Annotated in this window: 23 protein-coding genes and 1 tRNA gene; 18 read left to right on the top strand and 6 right to left on the bottom strand. The window is 58.9% G+C overall.

Annotated elements, in window-relative coordinates; genetic code table 11:
• Position 1: 1 nt before the first annotated feature.
• Positions 2-478 (bottom strand): thioredoxin-dependent thiol peroxidase, encoded by a 477-nt coding sequence (gene bcp / locus HUJ17_RS00285; protein ID WP_290508845.1) that lies wholly within the window; start codon positions 476-478, stop codon positions 2-4.
• Positions 479-534: 56 nt separating this feature from the next.
• A complete protein-coding gene (locus HUJ17_RS00280) occupies positions 535-1,062 on the bottom strand; it encodes an ACT domain-containing protein (protein ID WP_290508844.1) in 528 nt (175 codons plus the stop codon).
• Between the two features lie 196 nt (positions 1,063-1,258).
• Between HUJ17_RS00280 and dapA the strand changes: the two genes are divergently transcribed.
• From dapA to HUJ17_RS00250, 6 genes are all read left to right on the top strand, one after another.
• Positions 1,259-2,143: a 4-hydroxy-tetrahydrodipicolinate synthase gene (gene dapA, locus HUJ17_RS00275; protein WP_290508843.1), complete on the top strand. Its 885-nt coding sequence runs from the start codon at positions 1,259-1,261 to the stop codon at positions 2,141-2,143.
• Positions 2,140-2,754 (top strand): outer membrane protein assembly factor BamC, encoded by a 615-nt coding sequence (bamC, locus tag HUJ17_RS00270; RefSeq protein WP_290508842.1) that lies wholly within the window; start codon positions 2,140-2,142, stop codon positions 2,752-2,754. Before dapA ends, bamC begins: the two co-directional genes overlap by 4 nt.
• 4 nt (positions 2,755-2,758) lie before the next feature.
• Positions 2,759-3,532, top strand: coding sequence for an MBL fold metallo-hydrolase (locus HUJ17_RS00265; RefSeq protein ID WP_290508841.1), 774 nt, complete (start codon positions 2,759-2,761; stop codon positions 3,530-3,532).
• Positions 3,533-3,557: 25 nt separating this feature from the next.
• Positions 3,558-4,274, top strand: coding sequence for a phosphoribosylaminoimidazolesuccinocarboxamide synthase (gene purC, locus HUJ17_RS00260; RefSeq protein ID WP_290508840.1), 717 nt, complete (start codon positions 3,558-3,560; stop codon positions 4,272-4,274).
• Positions 4,275-4,323: 49 nt separating this feature from the next.
• Positions 4,324-4,557: a DUF6726 family protein gene (locus HUJ17_RS00255; RefSeq protein WP_290508839.1), complete on the top strand. Its 234-nt coding sequence runs from the start codon at positions 4,324-4,326 to the stop codon at positions 4,555-4,557.
• A gap of 152 nt (positions 4,558-4,709) precedes the next feature.
• Positions 4,710-5,216 (top strand): hypothetical protein, encoded by a 507-nt coding sequence (locus tag HUJ17_RS00250; protein ID WP_290508838.1) that lies wholly within the window; start codon positions 4,710-4,712, stop codon positions 5,214-5,216.
• Between the two features lie 421 nt (positions 5,217-5,637).
• Here the strand turns inward: HUJ17_RS00250 and HUJ17_RS00245 are convergent, their stop codons facing one another.
• Positions 5,638-6,183: an HD domain-containing protein gene (locus HUJ17_RS00245; protein WP_290508837.1), complete on the bottom strand. Its 546-nt coding sequence runs from the start codon at positions 6,181-6,183 to the stop codon at positions 5,638-5,640.
• 340 nt (positions 6,184-6,523) lie between these two features.
• Between HUJ17_RS00245 and HUJ17_RS00240 the strand changes: the two genes are divergently transcribed.
• The 4 genes from HUJ17_RS00240 (at position 6,524) to HUJ17_RS00225 (ending at position 8,828) form a co-directional block, all read left to right on the top strand.
• Complete coding sequence (locus HUJ17_RS00240; protein WP_290508836.1) at positions 6,524-7,219, top strand: GntR family transcriptional regulator; 696 nt, start codon at positions 6,524-6,526, stop codon at positions 7,217-7,219.
• A gap of 96 nt (positions 7,220-7,315) precedes the next feature.
• A tRNA-Val gene (locus HUJ17_RS00235) sits at positions 7,316-7,392 on the top strand.
• A 114-nt stretch (positions 7,393-7,506) separates the two neighbouring features.
• Positions 7,507-7,986: a hypothetical protein gene (locus tag HUJ17_RS00230; RefSeq protein WP_290508835.1), complete on the top strand. Its 480-nt coding sequence runs from the start codon at positions 7,507-7,509 to the stop codon at positions 7,984-7,986.
• The gene (locus tag HUJ17_RS00225) at positions 7,983-8,828 is read left to right on the top strand and encodes a DUF72 domain-containing protein (RefSeq protein ID WP_290508834.1); all 846 of its coding nucleotides are present in this window, start codon (positions 7,983-7,985) and stop codon (positions 8,826-8,828) included. The genes HUJ17_RS00230 and HUJ17_RS00225 overlap by 4 nt, the downstream gene beginning before the upstream one ends.
• A gap of 87 nt (positions 8,829-8,915) precedes the next feature.
• Here the strand turns inward: HUJ17_RS00225 and mltF are convergent, their stop codons facing one another.
• Positions 8,916-10,319, bottom strand: a complete 1,404-nt coding sequence (gene mltF, locus HUJ17_RS00220) for a membrane-bound lytic murein transglycosylase MltF (protein WP_290508833.1) — start codon at positions 10,317-10,319, stop codon at positions 8,916-8,918.
• A 376-nt stretch (positions 10,320-10,695) separates the two neighbouring features.
• Between mltF and purL the strand changes: the two genes are divergently transcribed.
• From purL to HUJ17_RS00200, 4 genes are all read left to right on the top strand, one after another.
• The gene (gene purL, locus HUJ17_RS00215) at positions 10,696-14,571 is read left to right on the top strand and encodes a phosphoribosylformylglycinamidine synthase (RefSeq protein WP_290508832.1); all 3,876 of its coding nucleotides are present in this window, start codon (positions 10,696-10,698) and stop codon (positions 14,569-14,571) included.
• A gap of 186 nt (positions 14,572-14,757) precedes the next feature.
• Positions 14,758-15,423 carry a PaaI family thioesterase gene (locus tag HUJ17_RS00210; protein WP_290508831.1) on the top strand — a complete coding sequence of 222 codons (666 nt, stop codon included), beginning with the start codon at positions 14,758-14,760 and terminating at the stop codon, positions 15,421-15,423.
• Between the two features lie 2 nt (positions 15,424-15,425).
• The gene (locus HUJ17_RS00205; RefSeq protein ID WP_290508830.1) at positions 15,426-16,124 is read left to right on the top strand and encodes a PaaI family thioesterase; all 699 of its coding nucleotides are present in this window, start codon (positions 15,426-15,428) and stop codon (positions 16,122-16,124) included.
• A gap of 187 nt (positions 16,125-16,311) precedes the next feature.
• Positions 16,312-16,644 (top strand): NGG1p interacting factor NIF3, encoded by a 333-nt coding sequence (locus HUJ17_RS00200; RefSeq protein WP_290508829.1) that lies wholly within the window; start codon positions 16,312-16,314, stop codon positions 16,642-16,644.
• 119 nt (positions 16,645-16,763) lie between these two features.
• Here the strand turns inward: HUJ17_RS00200 and HUJ17_RS00195 are convergent, their stop codons facing one another.
• Positions 16,764-17,327, bottom strand: a complete 564-nt coding sequence (locus HUJ17_RS00195) for an NUDIX hydrolase (RefSeq protein ID WP_290508828.1) — start codon at positions 17,325-17,327, stop codon at positions 16,764-16,766.
• 171 nt (positions 17,328-17,498) lie between these two features.
• Between HUJ17_RS00195 and HUJ17_RS00190 the strand changes: the two genes are divergently transcribed.
• Genes HUJ17_RS00190 through rssA form a run of 4 tightly spaced genes read left to right on the top strand, consistent with a single transcriptional unit; the run spans position 17,499 to position 19,755 of the window.
• Positions 17,499-18,074 carry a CoA pyrophosphatase gene (locus tag HUJ17_RS00190; RefSeq protein ID WP_290508827.1) on the top strand — a complete coding sequence of 192 codons (576 nt, stop codon included), beginning with the start codon at positions 17,499-17,501 and terminating at the stop codon, positions 18,072-18,074.
• An 18-nt stretch (positions 18,075-18,092) separates the two neighbouring features.
• A complete protein-coding gene (locus HUJ17_RS00185) occupies positions 18,093-18,629 on the top strand; it encodes a gamma carbonic anhydrase family protein (RefSeq protein ID WP_290508826.1) in 537 nt (178 codons plus the stop codon).
• The gene (locus HUJ17_RS00180) at positions 18,626-18,832 is read left to right on the top strand and encodes a DUF1289 domain-containing protein (protein WP_290508825.1); all 207 of its coding nucleotides are present in this window, start codon (positions 18,626-18,628) and stop codon (positions 18,830-18,832) included. The genes HUJ17_RS00185 and HUJ17_RS00180 overlap by 4 nt, the downstream gene beginning before the upstream one ends.
• Positions 18,829-19,755 (top strand): patatin-like phospholipase RssA, encoded by a 927-nt coding sequence (gene rssA / locus HUJ17_RS00175; protein WP_290508824.1) that lies wholly within the window; start codon positions 18,829-18,831, stop codon positions 19,753-19,755. Before HUJ17_RS00180 ends, rssA begins: the two co-directional genes overlap by 4 nt.
• 158 nt (positions 19,756-19,913) lie before the next feature.
• Here the strand turns inward: rssA and HUJ17_RS00170 are convergent.
• Positions 19,914-20,398 (bottom strand): transporter associated domain-containing protein (locus HUJ17_RS00170; RefSeq protein WP_290508823.1); only part of this gene is annotated, 485 nt, incomplete at its 5' end.

Below are 20,398 nucleotides of genomic sequence, written 5' to 3'. Positions count from 1 at the left end.
CCTAGATACCCAGTTCGTCCAGCTCCGCCAGCAGATCTTCGTGATGGCTCTTGGTTTTGAACTTGTCCATCACCTTTGCCAACTTACCGTCCTTGCCGACAATAAAGGTAGTGCGGATGAGTCCCATGAACTCCTTGCCCATGAACTTTTTCATGCCCCAGCAACCGTATTTTTCTGCGATGGCGTGATCCTCGTCGGATAGCAGGGTGAAGTTCAGATCATGCTTGTCGATAAACTTGGGCAAGCGTGCAACCGGATCCGGGCTGATGCCGAATACCACCACGCCACGTTTTTCCAGCTCGGCTTTGGTGTCACGAATGCCGCAGGCCTGGGTGGTACAGCCCGGGGTGAGTGCCTTGGGGTAGAAGAAAATCACCACCGGATTTTTGCCCTTGAAAGATTTCAATTCAACCGGGTTGCCGTCCTGATCGAGCAGTTTGAAGTTGGGTGCCAGATTACCAATCTTGGGATGTGCCATATCGGGTCCGCTTCTCTTTCATGATGTTGATGGTTTTACCGAGTGGAGTGAAACGCTCAGCGTTTCGGCGTCATGGTGGCGTCCAGATTGCGTGCTTCGCAGAAATCCAGGAAGGCATCACGCAATTCGGCCACTGATTGTTCCGCGTTCATGCTCAGCACCAGGTGAAGGCTGAACATGCGGGTGCCGGTATGGGGCGCGGCATAGGTGCCGGTGTGCAGGTCATCGATGTTGATGCTGCGCCGGGAAAAGAAATTGGCGATTTCGTGGACGATGCCCGGGTTGTCCATGGCCACCACTTCCACCTCGTAGGGCAGGGCACGGGCCTGCAGGTCACGAGGACGGGTACGCTTGAGGGTGATCAGCAGCTCCAGTTCGCTGGCCAGGCTGTCCCGGTCTGCTTCCAGCTGATCCAGGGTGGCGTCACTGCCGGACACCAGCATCAGCACGGCAAACTCGCCACCCAGCACGGTCATGCGAGAGTCGAGAATATTACCGTTGTGTTCCAGTACTGCCCGGGACAGGGATTCCACAATGCCCGGGCGGTCTGAACCCAGGGCCGAGATAACGATGAGTTGTTCCATGATGTGCTCCGCAGGCATTGTCGTATTGTTTGGTGAGAGTTTAGAGGTTGCAGGTTTTTTCTGCACGGGTGCAGGAGTCACGCATCTGGCGTCCAGCGTTTTCGAGGTTTACCATAGCGCCCTTCACCCGACGACAGGGTCCGGTGCACCGGAATAATCGCGATTGCGCCCGATTGGCGCAAAACAGGAGACAGGCATGATCCGTGGCAGCATTGTAGCGCTGGTAACCCCCATGCGCGCAGACGGAGCAGTGGACTGGGAGCGTTTGCGCGCCCTGGTGGACTGGCATGTGGAGCAGGGCACCCACGCCATCGTGGCGGTGGGTACCACGGGCGAATCCGCCACCCTGGGTTTTGAAGAGCACGACAGTGTGATCCGTGAGGTCGTGGCCGTGGCCAAGGGCCGTATCCCGGTGATCGCCGGTACCGGCGCCAACAACACTGAAGAAGCCATCCGCCTGACCCGTGACGCCAAGCGTGACGGCGCCGATGCCTGCCTGTTGGTAACGCCTTACTATAACAAGCCGCCCCAGGAGGGCCTCTACCAGCATTATCTGGCGGTGGCCCGGGCGGTGGATATTCCGCAGATTCTCTACAATGTGCCCGGCCGTACCGCCTGTGATCTGTTGCCGGAAACCGTGGAGCGGCTGAGCAAGGTGCCCAACATCATCGGCATCAAGGAAGCCACCGGTAATCTGGAGCGAGCCCGGGAAATCCGTGAGCGTTGCGGCGACGATTTCATGCTCTATTCCGGCGATGACGCTACCGCCATGGATTTCATCCTGGCCGGTGGCCATGGTGATATCTCGGTAACTGCCAACGTGGCGCCAGCCAAGATGGCCGCCATGTGCGAAGCCGCCCTGGCCGGTGATGCGGATCAGGCCCGTGCACTGAATGCGGAACTTGAGCCCCTTCATCGTGATCTGTTTATTGAAGCCAATCCGATCCCGGTGAAATGGGCACTTTATGAAATGGGCCTGATTGACCTTGGTATCCGCTTGCCGTTGGTACCGCTGTCAGAAGCGGCCCAGCCGCGGTTGCGTGAGACCATGCGCCAATGCGGCCTGCTGGAGGTTAAATGAAGAAAGCGGCGTTAATGCTCGCCCTGGTGGTATCCGCAGCATCCGGTTGTAGCTGGTTACCGGACAGCAGCCTGAATTACCGCAATGCGCAAGTGCTGGAGCCGATCCAGGTTCCCGAAAATGGCGTATTCATCGGCGAGCAACCGCTTTATTCTGTGCCCCGTCAGGAAGAACGCCTGGTGGGCCGTGGTGAAGACGAAAAACGCTTTACCGTGCCCAAGCCGCCACAGCTGGTGGTGCTGGGCAGTGCTGACGATGAGGAGGCACAGCAGCCAGCCCCCAAGGATGCGTCTTCCAAAGCGATACTGGCCCGTGATGGCAACGGTTACCCGATTATCATGATGTCTACCCGCTTCGCCTGGGCTTGGGAATACGTGGGAGAGGCTCTGGCTAACACGGACCTGAAGGTAAGCGACCGGGATCGTGAAGTGGGCATTTATTACCTGAAAGTCCCCGAGCGCTATACCCTGGGTGCCAAGACCGCCCAGCTGAAACTGAGTCATACCACCAATGGTATCCAGGTGGCAGTGTTGAATGAGGAAGGCTCAGCGCTGGTGGAAAAGACCCCGGGTCAGGCCATTCTCGAACGCATTTTTGAAGAACTGAATTAAGCCTATGAAGCTGGCATCCCTGGGCAGTGGCAGCAAGGGCAACGCCACCCTGGTGGAAGCGGACGATACCCTGGTATTGATCGACTGCGGGTTCACCGTCAAGGAAACCGAGCAGCGACTGGCTCGGCTGGGTCTGGCCGCAGATCAGCTAAGCGCGATTCTGGTAACCCATGAGCACGGTGATCATATCCGCAGTGCCGGGGCCCTGGCCCGCAAGACCGGTTGCCCTGTGTACAGCTCCTTCGGCACTGCCAGTGCTGTGCAAGGCAAGCGTACCAGCCTGAGTGGCGCCAACTGGCAGGAAGTGCGCCCCGGGCGCACTTTTACCATCGGGGCGTTGCAGATCCTGCCGGTACTGGTGCCCCATGATGCGCGGGAGCCTTGCCAGTACCGCTTTAGCTGGCAGGGCCGTACTCTTGGTGTGCTCACTGACCTGGGCGCAATTACCCCCCATGTGGTGGAGGCCTACCAGGATTGCGATGCGCTGGTGCTGGAATGCAATCATGATGCGCAGATGCTGGTTCATGGCCCTTACCCACCGTCGTTGAAACGTCGCGTGGGTGGTATGTTGGGGCATCTGAGCAATGATCAGGCGGCGGCGCTGCTGCGCCAGGCTAATGTGGATCGCCTGCAGCATCTGGTGCTGTCGCACCTGAGTGAGCAGAACAACACGTCCCGGCATGCACTGGATGCCATTGAGCGGGTAGTGACCCGCGGGCGTGAAAGAATTGGCGTTGCCAGCCAGACGGAAGGGTTTGGTTGGCTGCAAGTACATTAATACTGACCTGAGTAAAGGCCTTTCCATGGAAAAACGCGACGAGTTGTATGCCGGCAAAGCCAAGTCTGTGTACACCACCGATGACGCGGACAAACTGATCATGCTGTTCCGCGACGACACCTCGGCCTTTGACGGCAAGAAAAAAGAGGCGTTGGCGCGTAAGGGAGCGGTGAACAACCAGTTCAATGCCGCCATCATGGAAAAGCTCAAGGCGGCGGGCATTCCCTGCCACTTCGAAAAAATGCTGTCGCCAGTGGAATCGCTGGTGAAAAAGCTGGAAATGATTCCGGTTGAGTGTGTGGTGCGCAACATTGCCGCTGGTTCCATCTGCCGTCGCCTCGGCGTGGAAGAAGGGCTGGAGCTGAATCCGCCCACCTTTGAATTCTTCCTGAAGAACGATGATCTGGGTGATCCCATGGTCAACGACTACCATATCCGCAGCTTTGGCTGGGCCACCGACGAGCAGGTGGCGCAGATGAAGACCCTGACCTTCCAGGTCAATGAGGTGCTCAAACAGCTGTTCCTGGATGGCGGTATGCTGTTGGTGGATTACAAACTGGAATTCGGCGTGTTTAATGGTGAGGTGCTGCTGGGCGATGAATTCAGCCCGGACGGCTGCCGGCTGTGGGACAAGGATACCCGCGAGAAACTGGACAAGGACCGTTTCCGCCAGGGCCTGGGTGGCGTGGTGGAAGCCTATGAAGAAGTGGGGCGTCGACTGGGGATGCAGTTCCAATACTGATTCACGGCGTTCAGGTACAAAACACCCTGAAGAATAATAAGGAGCAACTATGAAATCCGTAATGCGTCTGGCGGTGGTGGGCCTGTTGGCTGCCACCCTGAGCGGCTGCTTTCTGACCAAGCTGGCAACAACCCCGATGCGACTGGTCGGTGCTGCCGGCTCCGTGGTGGGCGCGGTACTGTCCATTATTCCGGTGGCCGGCAACGCCGCCGATGAAGCACTGGAAAAAGTGGACGGTGCCATCGATACCACCGCCGACAGTATCGACAAGATCCCGCTGTAACAGGGCTCCCTGGCTCTGCTGACGCCGGACCGGGGTTCTCCATGCTTGTAATCCGCGGGGGGGTTGTGAAAAATACAGGCTCCCCGGCCCGCTTGCGGCCTGACCAGGCGTGAAAAGCCCTGGCTGAATAACAACAATAACCGGAGTTCGCCATGCACCGCTGGCTACTGTCCTTCCTTATGCTCATGCCTTTGCCGGCTGCGGCAGACGATCTGCTTCTCGGCCTTGGCTATCTCAACGGTCTTGCCGGATTGAACCTGGAGTGGGCCACTGAGCACAACAGCTTCTACGCCATGCCGGCCCTGTACCTGGATTCCGGTGGTCTCGACACTGATGAGCCCCGCTGGGTGGCCGGTTGGCGCCATAAAATGGAGCGCGGCCTGATGTCCGAGAACGGCTTCTATACAGGCTTGATGGCTGGGGATCTGGGCGGCGAGCGTCACTATGAGCGTCTTGGTGTCGGCGTGGAACTCGGCCACCAATGGGTGAAGCCCTATTCTCGCTGGACCGTCAGTGCGGCGGTGGGGGCCATCGAAGCCCTGGACTGTGACGAATACAAAGCGGCGTTTCGCTGTGATAGCGAAGAAGAGCGAGACAATAACGATCTGGATGTGGAGCCGGTCGTCGTGCTGGGCATCAGCTTCAGTCTGCGCCGCTGATCTTCAAACCCTTTCCTCTTTCTCTGTGCAAGTGGCTTTGCCGGCTGAATAAAGGCGGTATGGACGCTTGCATTTTGCTGTTTGCCCCGATTGAGAGCAGAAGTTTTGCACAGCGTTTAACCGTTTTTCATGCCGTCTGTGAATGTTCTTGGCTAACTTGTTGATTTGCGGTAAATGATTTTAAGTTGTTGTTTTATAAGCTTTTAATAAAACGGCCATTTTTTCATCATTCTGGGGGAAGGGCAGAGAAAATCGGCGCTGGCGGCAGTTCCTGACAGTCTATACACAAAGTTATCCACAGATGCTGTGAGTAACTTTTTGTGCTCAAAATAGTGGCAGCAAACGGGTTTGCCGGGACATTTGTCGCCTATCCACATTGCCGCGTATGCCGCAAACAAGAAACCGTAGGTTCAGGAGCTCCCTAGCGCCGCAGCATAGGCAATGGCCGCCAGGGCTGGCTAAGTAATTGCTGCCCGCTGAGCTTGAGCAGCAGGCGATGGAAGCCGGCATTGGGGAAGGCTCGTTTGATCAGCCGGACCCGGGCCATGGGGACGCCGAAGCGCATCAGGCCCAGACTCACATCCATCCAGTCTGCGCGCCGGAATACCTCAGCCAGATTTGCCGGGTCATTGTGGTAGCGGCTGATCTTGTGGTGGTTCAGGATCATGGCGCGAACGATGGCACGGTGATGGTCAAGTTGCTGCTCTTCCAGGTAGTGTTCCGCCAGACGGGCGGAAGGCTGCAGGTAGTCAAACGTGCCGGCCAGCCAGATGCCGGCATCGTGGAAGAAGGCGGCAATCTCCAGAGCTTCCCGTTCCTCTTCATCCAGGGGTCTTTGTGCGGCTACCAGATTGACGAGCCGGTAGACGTGGTTGCGGTAGGGGGTCTGTTGCTTGCCAAAGCGTTCCGCATAGTAATCAAAAAGTGCATCTACGCGGGGTAATTGTGTAATCAGGTCTGGGGACATCCTGTGTACCTGGTGATTCTTTATTGTCGTGCCCTAACAGATCCAGAGCACCTTTTCGTTTTCATACTGGCCAGTAATGGCTGTGAAATCCAGAGGGTGGGGGTAAAACTGAGAGCAGGGACACATCCGGGGGCTCTGGGGAATGCCCGATAGCTGGCTATTGTAGGCAATTGGTTGTCAGCTATTGGTGGTTCGTCAACCTTGTACTATAGTCGGACAAGAATTTCGGGATTGTTCAACAAGCATAGCAGTGCAACGCCTGCATGGAAGCCAGACGGCTCGCCGGCAGGTGCAGCTGACAGGTTGTTGAGTGCTGATCAGATCCCTTCAAGGAGTGCCTGTGAGCTTCAAAGCCAAAGAAAGCCTTTCCGAACAGATAGCCCAGCACCTGGCCAAGCAGATCATTCACGGTGACATGCTGGCCGGCGATCGCATTCAGGAGCTGCGTGTCGCTGGCGAACTGGATGTGAGTCGTGGCTCCGTGCGCGAGGCACTGCTGATCCTGCAGCGCCGCCAGCTGATCGATATCCTGCCGCGCCGGGGTGCGGTAGTGAAGGAAATGTCCGAAGCCCATGTTCGCAGCCTCTACGAGGTGATGCAGGTGTTGCTGGGCCTGGTGATCCGCAAGGCCATCAAGGTGGTGCGCGAAGATGATCTGGATGCCTTTATCGAGCTGGTTCATGGTCTGCAGGTGGCAGCGGAAGAGCGCGATCTGGATGCTTTCTTTGTGCTCAGTTTCCAGTTCCTTGAGCATGCCTACCCGTTTGCCCGCAATGTGTTTGTGGAAGATATCCTCATTAACATGCAGCCGGCCATGCAGCGGGCCTATTTCATGGCTCTGCACCTGGAAGCCGATGAGGTGAAGGAATGCCTGTCTTTCTTCAAAGCCCTCGTAGAAACCATCTTTCGCCGTGATGTGCGGTCGGCGCTGGAAATCATCCGTGAGTTCGCCGAGCACCAGTCTGAACTGGTGGAGGAATCCATCACCCGTGCCCGCCAGATAGAAACGGCCTGGGGGTCGCGTCGGCGTAAATAAATTGACCCTTGCCCTGCGCCGCCAAGCTGCATAGAATTGCCACCCTCTTCAGGCACGTAGCTCGGTTGGTGAGGGCATCAACCTGAAGATCGCCATAGAACCGTAGCTCAGTTGGTTAGAGCGCCGCCTTGACATGGCGGAGGTCGGCGGTTCGAATCCGCCCGGTTCTACCAAGATTCAGAAAAAGGGTTTGTCGCAGTGATGCGGCAAACCCTTTTTTCGTTTGGCCCCTTTTTCACGCTGCCCTGTAGAATACCTGACACTCTGGAGCCGACGAGAACGTTGGGATGCCTGACATTGATTATCTCGGGGCTGCCCGCCCGGCCCTGATTCTTTACCTGCCGCATCGGCCGAACGGTCTTGCCCGGTTGCAGCAACGCCCTGACGCTACTGAACTGGTGGCGGCCAATTCCAACCACTGGCGCAAGATCGTGAACCTGCTCGCCAAGATGGCCAGCCCGGTGGCGGAGGATTGGCGGCATTTTCGGGATGAATGTCTGTTCCAGAACACCGCACTTTGTTTTGTGCCAGCAATGACCGACAAGGAATGCTGGCACTGGATTGGAGGCAGGGACAATCTGCAGCGTTTTGCCGGCTTGCAGCACAATGCCTGTCCGCTGGCTGGTGCTCCCGGGGTTTCCGTGGACACGGAGCGCCGCTTGCTACTAACCCCTTACCCGGACTATCGCCAGCTCAGCAACGCGTTGCTGGAAAAGGTGCGTCTTTGTCTTGAGGAGCAGGGCTTCTATGGCAGGGTTTGCCCATGACGCTGCCGTATTTTCTTGGCTGCCCGCAGTGGCAGCACCCCGGCTGGAATGGTCGTCTGCCTGCCGGCGAGAGTCCTCTGGAACGCTATAGCCGGGTCTTCAATAGTGTCGAGGGCAATACCTCCTTCTACGCCACCCCGTCACGCAAGCAATGTGAACAATGGCGGGCCCAGGTGCCGGAGGGTTTCCGGTTCCTGTTCAAGTTTCCCCGGCAGATCACTCATGACTGTTTGCTACAGGGGGTTGATGGGCAGGCGCGGGCATTTCTGGATGTGCTGGCTCCGCTGGCGGATGTGCTCGGGCCGTTCTTGCTACAGCTTCCCGCAGCTTTCGGGCCGGAGCGATTGGAGGATTTGTGGCGCTTTGTGGAGGCGCTGCCGGCACCGTTCGCTTGCACGGTAGAAGTACGTCACCGGGATTTCTTCGCCAAGGGCGAGGCGGAGAGGGCGCTCAATCGCGGCCTGCGCGAGCGCAATCTGGCCCGGGTCTGTTTTGATAGCCGGGCGTTGTTTGCCGCCAGCGCGGAGGATGCTGCCACACGAGAGGCTCAGCGCAAGAAGCCCCGCCTGCCAGTGCATGTGCTGCCCGGTGACGCATCGCCGGTGATTCGTTACGTCGGGCATCCGGATCTGCAGGCCAACCGGGCGTTTCTTGCGCCCTGGGTGGAACGGGTAGCGAACTGGATAGCGGCGGGGGAGGGCCCTTACGTTTTCATACACATGCCGGACAACGGTGATGCGCTGGCTCTGGCGGCATTGTGGCACGGTATGCTGATGGAACGTTTGCCGGGGCTGGCACCGTTGGCGTTGGGGCAGCAGGTGGATCAGCCTGGATTGTTTTGAGACAACGTTGCGAGTTGCGAGAAGCGAGGTTCGAAGCACAAAACCATGACCGGCTTTCGTGCCTCATCACTCGCGTCTCGTTACTGATTAATTCAGCGCGATCAGGGTGTCGTCACGGCGACGGCTGTTTTCCGCCCACACCAGCAGGTCGTAGTAGCGGCGGATGTGGCGGACGTAGATCACTGCCTGGCCACCGCGGGCATTGCCGTATCGCAGCTGGCCGGCGTAGGCCGGGTTGGCCAGCATCGGCAGGCGCTGTTTTACATCCTGCCAGTTGTCCGGGTTTCCGCCCTGATTCTGGGTCAGCACGCGGGCGTCTTCCAGGTGACCGAAGCCCACGTTATAGGCGGCCAGGGCCATCCAGGTGCGGCTCGGTTCCGGGATGCGCGCCGGGATGCGTTCGTGGGTATGACGCAGGTAGTCGGCGCCGGCCAGGATGCTCTGGGCCGGGTCGGTGCGATCACTGATACCCATCTGGCGCGCGGTATCGTTGGTGAGCATCATCAGGCCCTTCACCCCGGTGGGGGAGATGGCGCCGGGATCCCACAGGGACTCCTGGTAGGCCAGAGCGGCCAGCAGGCGCCAGTCGAAGCCGCTGTTGTCTTCCGCCTGGCGGAACAGCTCCTCGTAGCGGGGCAGACGTTCTTCCAGGTGGCGCATGAAGCTGCGCGCTGCATACAGGTTGAACTGTTCCACATGACCGTAGAAACGGTCTTCCAGCTTGGCCGTGGTGCCATTGGCCTTGGCCTGGGTCAGGTAGCGCTGGGCGGCCAGGTACAGGCTCTGGTCATCCTTGGGACTGAATGCCCAGGCAAGAGGCATATCGGTGGCGGCGGTGTAGTCGGCAATCAGCTCCGGCCACAGGGCGCGCTGCAGGGTGTAGTTGTTGGAGTGGATCAGGGTGTAATCCATCTGGCCGTCTTCCACCAGGGCCAGCAGCTGTTCAGGGCTGGCGTCTTCCACTTCCTGGAATTCCAGACCCGGATTTTCCAGTTGTGCCTTTACCAGCAGTTCCGCGTGGCTGGAACCGGCGGACACGGCAACCTTCTTGCCGGCCAGGTCTGCCAGGTCACGGATACGCGGGGTGTCCAGACGACGCACCACCAGGGAATCCACTTTCTGGTAGTCGGTGGTGAAGTGAAGGCTCTCGCTGCGTTCTGCAGTGGCCACCAGGCCGGCCGCGGCCATATCGGCGGTGCCTTTGCGAATGGCATAACGGATATAGGAGGGGTCGTCGGATTCCAGCATGCGCAATTCTACGCCCAGGCTGTCGGCAAAGCCCTTGGCCAGCTCGTACTCCATGCCGGTGTAACCGTGCTGGTCCTTGTAATAGGTGGTGTTGGACGGACGGGTCATGACCACCAGCTCACCGCGGGTCATTACCCGTTCCATGGCGGTAGGGGTGGGGCGCATGGCGAGCATCATGCCGATAACGCTGAACAGGGCCAGCGAGGCCAGGAGATGCTTAGTATGTCGAAAGAAAACCGTCATCCTTGGTGTACCTCTGTCAGGTTGTCCAGACAGGTCGATACTGCTACCGCCGACCGGTTGGGGGATTGTTCGACCCCCTGCCTGTGATCTATATCACGTAAAAGTGGCGCAACTCTATCAGTGGCAAATGGCTGTTATGTAAAGCTTTGTCGAACAATTGAGCGTTTTATGCACAAATGCGACAAGTCCGGAAAAGAGCATTAAATTGCTTATAAGACAGGTGGCGTAGGCGATTACCCCATGGCGTAGGACGGGGCTGACAAGGTTGAAATTGGCTGTTTCAGGAGGCTGCGAGCGGCGGGCAAATCCCGTATCATTGCGACCCTGAATTTAAAGCACCACCTCTACCCCCACTGGTAATCATATAAGGCGCACTATGCTGATCCTCTCCGGAAGCCCGGCCCTGTCCGCATTTCGTAAGGAAAAACTGCTGGAGTCCCTGACGGGCATTTCTGCGATCTCGGCCCGTTATGTGCATTTTGTGGCGCTCAAGTCGCCACTCAGCAATGAGCAGCAACAGGTGCTGGAAGGGCTGTTGCAGTACGGTCCCAGCCTGGAAGAGGACGATGTGGATGGGCAGCGCTTTGTGGTGGTGCCGCGCCCGGGCACCATTTCGCCCTGGTCGTCCAAGGCCACGGATATCTGTCACAACGCCGGCCTGACCCAGGTAGAGCGGGTGGAGCGGGGCATCGAATACCGGCTGGCTGGCCAGGGTGACCGGTCTGTCCTGGCGCCGGCCCTGCATGACCGCATGGTGGAAGTGGTGCTGGCGGAACTGGATGACGCTGAAGCCCTGTTCTCCCATCACGCCCCCCGCGAGCTGACCACGGTGGATGTGATCGGTGGTGGCCGCGAAGCGCTGGAAGCGGCCAACAGCGAGCTGGGTCTGGCCCTGGCCGATGACGAAATCGACTACCTGGTGGAGCGTTTCACTGCCCTGGGCCGTAACCCCTCCGATGCGGAATTGATGATGTTCGCCCAGGCCAACTCCGAGCATTGCCGCCACAAAATCTTCAATGCGGACTGGACCATCGATGGTGAGGAACAGGATCTGAGCCTGTTCGGCATGATCCGCAACACCTACAACAATGCCCCGGAAGGCGTGTTGAGTGCCTACAAGGACAATGCCTCGGTGGTTGCCGGTCCGGTGGCCGATCGCTTCTTCCCGGCACCGGGCAGTGCCGAGTACCAGTTCGTCAACGAGCCGGTACACCTGCTGATGAAGGTGGAAACCCACAACCATCCCACCGCCATCGCGCCCCATCCGGGCGCGGCCACTGGGTCTGGCGGTGAGATTCGTGACGAGGGCGCCACCGGCCGTGGTTCCAAACCCAAGGCGGGCCTGAACGGTTTCTCCGTGTCCAACCTGAATATTCCCGGTTTCGAGCAGCCCTGGGAAACGCCCTATGGCAAGCCCGGCCGTATTGCCTCGGCACTGGACATCATGATTGAAGGCCCCATCGGTGCGGCGGCCTTCAACAACGAATTCGGTCGCCCCAACCTGTGTGGCTACTTCCGCACCCTGGAAATCCAGGCGCCGGGCGTGAACGGTGATGAAGTGCGCGGCTACCACAAGCCGATCATGATCGCCGGTGGCCTGGGAAACATCCGCGACGGCCATGTGGAAAAGAACCCGATTCCCGCCGGCGCCAAGATCATCGTACTGGGTGGCCCGGCCATGCTGATCGGCCTGGGTGGCGGCGCGGCCAGTTCCATGGCTTCTGGTGAGTCCGACGAAACCCTGGATTTTGCCTCCGTGCAGCGGGACAACCCGGAAATCGAGCGCCGGGTGCAGGAAGTCATCGACCGTTGCTGGGCGGAAGGCGACAACAACCCCATCGTTTCCATCCACGATGTGGGCGCTGGCGGCCTGTCCAACGCCCTGCCGGAACTGGTCCACGACCATGACATGGGCGCGAAACTGGAACTGCGCGAAATTCCCAGCTCCGAGCCCGGCATGAGCCCGGTGGAGATCTGGTGTAACGAAGCCCAGGAGCGCTATGTGCTGGCGGTAATGCCGGAGGACATCGAGCGCTTCGATGCCATCTGTCAGCGCGAGCGCACGCCCTACGCGGTGCTGGGTGAAGCCACTAGTGAAGAGCATCTGACGGTTAGCGACGAGCACTTCGGCAAGGCGCCAGTGGATCTGCCCATGGACCTGCTGTTCGGCAAGCCGCCGAAAATGCAGCGCAGCTTTGACCGGGAAGATTTCCTGCGCCAGACCTTCACCACCGACGGCATCGACCTGAAAGAAGCCGGCGAGCGGGTCCTGCGCCTGCCCACGGTGGCGTCGAAAAGCTTCCTGATCACCATCGGCGATCGATCCATCACCGGTCTGGTTCATCGCGACCAGATGGTCGGTCCCTGGCAGGTGCCGGTGGCCGATTGCGCGGTGACCGCCACGGGTTTCAATCAGAATACGGGCGAAGCCATGGCCATGGGGGAACGCACCCCGGTGGCCCTGGTGGACGCAGCGGCTTCCGGTCGCATGGCCGTGGCCGAATCCATCACCAACATTGCCAGCGCCCATATCGGTGATCTGGGCCAGATTCGTCTGTCCGCCAACTGGATGGCCGCCGCCGGTCACCCGGGTGAGGACCAGGCCCTGTTCGATACCGTGAAAACTGTGGGTATGGAGCTGTGTCCGCAGCTGGGAATCGCCATTCCGGTGGGTAAGGATTCCCTGTCCATGCGCACCGTGTGGAACGAAAAGGGCATCGACAAGAGCGTCACCGCCCCCCTGTCACTGGTAATCTCCGCGTTCTCCGGGGTTACCGACATTGATCTGACCGTGACCCCGGAACTGAAAACCGGTGTGGACAGCGAACTGCTGCTGGTGGACCTGGGCCGTGGTCAGAATCGTTTGGCGGGTTCCGCGCTGGCTCAGGTATTCGGTAAGGTCGGCGACGTGCCGCCGGATCTGGACGATGCCAAAGACCTGATCGCCTTCTTCGAGGTGACCCAGCAACTGCTGGCCGAGCGCAAGTTGCTGGCCTACCACGATCGTTCCGACGGCGGCCTGTTTACCACTCTGGTGGAAATGGCCTTTGCCGGTCGCACCGGCCTGGATATCAGCCTGGATCACATTGCCGGGGATAACCCGGAAGCGGTAGCGGCATTGTTTGCCGAGGAACTCGGTGCCGTGCTGCAGATCAGCCCGGCCCACAAGGACGAGATTCTGACCCGCTACGCAAAAGCCGGTCTCAGTCAGTGCGTTTACAGCCTGGGCCAGCCGGACGGTGACGATGTGATTCGCTTGCGTCTGGGCGGCGGTATCTTGCTGGAAACCCCGCGTCGTGAACTGCAGCGTATCTGGGCGGAAACCAGCTACCAGATCCAGTCCCTGCGCGATAATCCGGATTGTGCTCGCCAGGAATTCGAGGCCATCCCGGACAACAACAATCCGGGCCTGAATGTGCGCCTGACCTTCGACATGACCGAGAACCCGGCGGCGCCTTACATCAACACTGGCGCCAAGCCGAAGATGGCGATCCTGCGCGAGCAGGGGGTCAACGGTCAGACCGAAATGGCGGCAGCGTTCGACCGGGTCGGCTTCTCTGCCATCGACGTGCACATGAGCGACCTGCTGGCAGGGCGAGTGCAGCTGGATGACTTCAAGGGCCTGGTGGCCTGTGGCGGTTTCTCCTACGGGGATGTGCTGGGTGCTGGCGGTGGCTGGGCCAAGACGGTGCTCTACAACCCGGAGCTGCGCGAAGCCTTCAATCGGTTCTTCTTCCGCGAAGACACCTTTGCGCTGGGCGTGTGTAACGGCTGTCAGATGCTGTCCCACCTGAAGGACCTGATCCCCGGTGCCGAACACTGGCCGCGCTTTGTGCGCAATCTGTCCGAGCAGTTCGAGGCGCGCACCTCCCTGGTGGAAATCCAGGACTCGCCTTCCATCCTGCTCAAGGACATGGCCGGTACCCGCATTCCCATCGCCGTGGCCCACGGCGAAGGCCGGGTGGAACTCGGGGATGAAGCCCTGAACCGCAACATCGAGCAGCGTCTGGTGGCCCTGCGCTACGTAAATGGTCAGGGCAACCCGGCGGAACAGTACCCGGCGAACCCTAACGGCTCACCCCAGGGCGTTACCGGTTTCACCACCACCGACGGCCGCGTCACCATCATGATGCCGCACCCGGAGCGGGTGTTCCGTGTCCTGCAGAACAGCTGGATCCCGGACGACTGGCGGGGCCACGAGAACGGCCCCTGGCTGCGGATGTTTGCCAATGCACGGAAGTGGGTGGGGTAAAGGCAATTGATAATTGAGAATGGATAATTGATAGCGGAAAGACAAAGGCGGAAATGGCTTGGCCATTTCCGCCTTTTTTATGTCCTTTTATGAGCTTGAGCTACAAGGTGTCTCCCCTCAGAATCAAACGATTGTTTGAATGTTGCCGTTATCAATTATCCATTCTCAATTATCAATTGGTGTTCTGTGTCTAATAAAACCTTCGGGCCTTTCGAATTGCAAAAGGCCTACAACAACGAGCCTGTGCCTGCGGATTTTGTCGAGCGCCGGCGTATCAGTGCGGCCATGCAGACTCTGGCGGAGCGGCTGATCCGGGCGGAGGGGGATATCGACACGCTCAGCGCCTGGGCGGATCAGCTGGAAGCGTTGGTGGCAACAGTGGGGGAACCGGCGCGACGCGACACCCGGGCTGTCAACCGCAAGCTGTTCACCGGCTCGGCCACCACCGAGGATATCTTCCACATGATGGATTACGACCCGGTGGGTGGACCGTCCAACCCCATTGCCCCCCAGGTGGAGTGGCTGCAGGAAGACCAGAACGGCATTGAAGGGGCGCTGCGCCTGGGGCTGCAATACCAGGGGCCACCGGGGCGGGTGCACGGCGGCGTGATCGCCTGGCTGCTGGACGCGGCCCTGTCCCGAGCCTTGCATGCGGCCTTCCGGTTGGGCGTTACCGGTACCCTGAATATTCGTTATCTGGCAGCCACTCCCATCGAAGACACCATCCACTGCCGGGCCCGTATCACCGGCCAGGAAGGGCGAAAGATCTTTGTGGAAGGCGGCATCTGGCACGGCGATACCCAGACGGTCAGCGCGGAAGGCATCTGGCTCACACCGAAGAGTCTGGGGTAACCATGAGCGAGCAACGCTATCACTTCCGCGACATTCTCGTGGCGGAAACCCCGGCGCCTTCGCCTCGGGCGCGACTGCACCGGGAGCTGGGCCAGGAACTGGTCGGGCTGACCGAGCAGGTGCTGCGCCTGGATGCCCCGGACGACAAGCTGCACGAGTACATCGAACATATCCGTCAGCTGCGTACGGACCTGGCCCAGTATGGCCAGCGGGACTATAACGGCATTCTCCAGCGGCTGCTGGCGGGAGAAGGCTCCGCGGATGATGTGACCGATCTGGTGGATTTCGAAATCCTCACCGGCAAGGCCTCCCCCATGTCGCCACCGCTGGAGTTGTGGCTGGACGGGGACCGGGTCCGGGGCCGGGCAACGTTCGGGTTGGCTTTCCAGGGCCCACCGGGGCGGGTACACGGTGGTGTCCTGTCCCTGGCACTGGATATGCTGATGGCGAAAACTCAGGATTTCGTGAAACAGATCGGAATGACCGGTACGCTCAATATTCGCTACCTGGCCGGTACCCCCATCAATACGCCGGTGGAGTTCGAGGCCCGGCTGGTCACTCTGGAGCGGCGTAAGCTGCGTTGCGAAGGTAGCGTCTGGGTCAATGGCCAACAGACCGTCGCCGCCGAAGGGATCTGGATTTCTGCCCACGGCGATTACGCCCTGAAGCCGGAATTTGCCGCGTTGGCTGACAGCCTGTAAACCACCAAATTTCACCACAGAGGACACAGAGGACACTGAGAAAAACGGTTCTTTCTTTTCTGGCGGCGCCAGTAAGCGCTCCCTACCTTGCAGTATAGGTGTGTTTTTACTCAGTGAACTCTGTGCCCTCTGTGGTAAAAAACCGCTTTACTGAACCGCGAGCGACAATAACAAGGAGGCCAGCCCCATGGACGAGCTGTATTACAAACTGTGCTTTTACGTGCCCACCAGCCATGTGGAGCAGGTAAAGAACGCTATCTTTGAAGCCGGTGCCGGGCATATCGGCGATTATGATTGCTGCTGTTTTCAGACCCTGGGACAGGGCCAATTCCGCCCCCTGGAAGGCAGCAATCCCTACATCGGGGAGACCGGCGGTGAGGTAGAAGTGGTGGAGGAGTACCGGGTGGAAACCATCTGCCCGGCGTCGCGGGTGCAGACCGTGATCAGTGCCCTGCGCCTGGCCCACCCATACGAAGAGCCTGCCATTGACTTGTGGCGGCTGGAGCCGTTGCCCGGGTGAAGGGGGGAGGGGCTTGTGGGAAACGATGCTTGCATCGCGAAGATGTTGGCAGTGCGCTCCCTGATTCGCGATGCAAGCATCGCTTCCCACAAAAACAATGAGCACCGGGTCGGGGACCCTCAGTCGTTCCGGCTAAGGTGCTTCTTCCCTATCGGCGGCACTTCCTGAATTCGTACTGGGTACTCGTCACGCTTGAGATCATCAATATAGAACTTGAGAGTACGGCCCACCACCGGAAAGGCCAGTTCATCCCAGGGGATTTCATCCAGGCCGAACAGACCGGCATCACTGCTTTCTTCGCCCACGCCGTATTTGCCGTCTTCCAGTTTGCCGAGGAAGAACACGTAGACCTGGTTGATATGGGGCAGATTGAAAACGGTATAAAGGTCACCAATGGCCACCGTGGCGCAGGCTTCTTCCCAGGTTTCGCGGGCCGCGCCTTCCTGCAGGGTTTCCCCGTTTTCCATATAGCCGGCGGGCAGGGTCCAGTAGCCCTTTCGTGGTTCGATAGAGCGTTTACACAGCAGCACCTTGCCTTCCCACATGGGGACTGCGCCGACCACGATCTTGGGATTCTGGTAGTGGATGGTCTGGCAATCGGGGCACCAGTAGCGGGGCCGGTTGTCTCCTTCCGGAATGCTGAAACCGATCTGGTCGCTACCGCAGTGACTGCAGAATTTCATGAAACCTCTCGCTCCGGACGCGGCAAAAACCTGATGATACAGGAGAATTCCCGGCTGCCCCATCTGCCGGGTGATGATGTTACTGTCATTGCAGGCTTGCCGCCGACGGCCCGGCTGTTCAAACTACCGTTTGAATTGAATGCACTGTGGAATGCACGACAGGAGAAGACTGTGCTCGATCAGCTCAGGCAGCGATTGCCGGACTACAAACGCACGGAGCTGCCGTTGGCACTGCCGGAGGCAGCCGTGCTGATGCCGCTGATTGATGATCCGGAGCCGCGACTGATCCTGACCGTGCGTTCCAGCACCATGCCCACCCATGCCGGTGAGGTGGCTTTCCCCGGGGGCAAGCGTGACCCGGGAGACAAGAACCTGTTGATGACGGCCCTGCGCGAGAGCCAGGAAGAGGTGGGCCTGGATCCTGGCTATGTGGACGTGCTCGGCCAACTGTCGCCGCTGGCATCCCGTTATGGCATGAAGGTAACGCCCTTTGTGGGTATCGTCCGGCCCGAGGCACCGCTGGTGGCGGAGCCTGGAGAAATAGAGACGATTTTTCAGGTGCCACTGCAGTTTTTCCTGGATGAAGTCCCGGAATTATCCAGTCCCATCGATTTTTTTGGCCGGCGTTTCCGCATTCCCAGCTATTACTACGAAGACAAGCGCATCTGGGGGCTGACTGCCTTCATGATTCTGGATCTGATCAACCATGTTTATGATGCGAACATCGAGTTTGAAGTGACGGACTGACAACGAAGGAAAGCACTGATGATTTATAAAATTGGCAGTCGGCAACTGGAACAACGGGGTACCGGCCACTGGATCGCTGACAATGCCACCGTTATCGGCTCGGTGATCATGGAAGCCAACACCAGCATCTGGTTCAACGCGGTACTGCGCGCCGATAATGATGTGATCGAGATTGGCGAAAACACCAATATTCAGGACGGCTCCGTGTTGCATGTGGACCCGGGCGTGCCCATGAAAATTGGCCGTGATGTGACTGTGGGCCACAAGGTGATGCTGCACGGCTGCACCATTGGCGATAACAGCCTGATTGGTATTAACGCGGTGGTTCTGAACAAGGCGGTGGTTGGCAAGAATTGCATCATCGGTGCCAATTCCCTGGTGCCGGAAGGCATGAAGATCCCTGATAATTCCCTGGTGATGGGCTCCCCGGCCAAGGTGGTCAAGGAAATCACCGATGGCCACAAGGCCATGCTGACCATGAGCAGCATGCACTATGTGGCCCACGCCAAGGAATTCGATGAGCATCTGGAAGTGGACGAACGGTTTTCGTCATGAGTCAGTTGATATCCCCCTGTGTTTCCATCTGCGCCCTGGATGAAAATGATATCTGCGTGGGGTGTTTCCGCAGTGGCGGAGAGATTTCCATCTGGGGACTGCTTTCCGATGAGGAAAAGCGGGAAGTGTTTCGTCGTATTGAACAACGCATGAAGGGCGTACCGGCGCCCTGTGTGGTCCGCAAGGAGAAAAATCCATCATGACCGATATCGGTGATCAGGGCCCTCACAAACCCGTGGTTGGCCTGGCCCTGGGCAGTGGCTCTGCCCGCGGCTGGGCACACATTGGCATCATTCAGGGATTGGATGAAATCGGCGTGCAGCCACAGGTGGTTGCGGGTACCTCCATTGGTGCGCTGGTGGGCGGGGCCTACGTGACTGACACCCTCAACGAATTTGCTGACTGGGTGCAGTCACTCACCGTCAAGGATGTGTTCGGCCTGCTGGATATCAGCTTGTCTGGAGGTATGGTCAAAGGGGAGAAGTTGTTCAACTTCTTCCGCGAGCATCATGAAAATCCGGATATTGAGACTCTGGAAAAGAAACTGGTTACCGTGGCCACGGACATGAAAACCGGCCGTGAAATCTGGATCACCAAAGGCTCCATGCTGGATGCCGCCCGGGCGTCCTGTGCATTGCCGGGTTTGTTTTCACCGGTAAAAATGCAGGGACGCTGGATGCTGGACGGAGGGCTGGTGAACCCGGTGCCGGTGTCTGCCGCCCGCGCCATGGGGGCGGATGTGGTCATTGCCGTCAACCTCAATGCCCAGCTGGTGGGGGCGCACCTGTCCCGTGACACCCGCACACAGGCTGAGGGTGAAGACGGCAGTGACGAAGAGCGCAGCATCTGGCACAAGATGATGGGCTACTTCATTTCCGAAGATGGCGATGACCCTGGCTTTTTTGATGTGGTGGCCTCCAGTATCAATATCATGCAGGACCGCATCACGCGTTCCCGCATGGCAGGCGACCCGCCGGAGGTGACGTTGGTGCCGCTGCTGGAAGATTTCGCCCTGATGGATTTTCATCGCGCCAAGGAAGCCATCGAAGAGGGGCGCGCGCTGGTTAAACGCTATGAAGCCGACATCCTCGCCTGGGTGGGCTCACCGGTAGCGGATAGGGTTTGAGAGGTAATTGATAATTGAGAATGGATAATTGATAACTGCGCGAGAAGCGCAGGTGCAATATAAACGCAAGAGGCCGCGCTCAAGGTTTGGGCGCGGCCTCTTGCGTTAGAGAACAGATGGAATGAGAACGCGAGTTATCAATTATCCATTCTCAATTATCAATTAACCCCTGCCCTTCTGGCCTTCACCGCTTTCACCATATTGTCTTTCACCTGCAGGATCTCGATCTGGTATTGATCGATCTTTATCGAGATATTGGCGTCGGGGATGTCCTGCAGGTATTCCAGGATCAGGCCGTTGAGGGTTTTGGGGCCGTCGGTGGGTAGCTCCCAGTCCAGGCTGCGGTTGATTTCGCGCAGGGTGGCGGAGCCGTCGATGACATAGCTGTCGTCATCCTGGGGGTGGATGTCCGGGCTGCTGGCGGCCAGGTCGGTGGTGAATTCGCCGACAATCTCTTCGAGGATATCTTCCAGGGTAACCAGTCCCAGTACATCGCCGTATTCGTCCACCACGATACCGATACGGCGCTTGGCATTCTGGAAGTTGATCAGCTGCTGGTGCAGGGAGGTGCCCTCCGGGACAAAGTAGGGCTCCACCGTGTGCTGCATCAGCTCCGCCTTGTTGATGTCTTCCTTGAGCAGCA

It is taken from the genome of Alcanivorax sp., assembly GCF_014762765.1.
Taxonomy (GTDB): Bacteria; Pseudomonadota; Gammaproteobacteria; order Pseudomonadales; family Alcanivoracaceae; genus Alcanivorax.
Note: the sequence above shows the minus strand (reverse complement) of the source record. Positions and strands in the feature narration are given on the sequence as shown.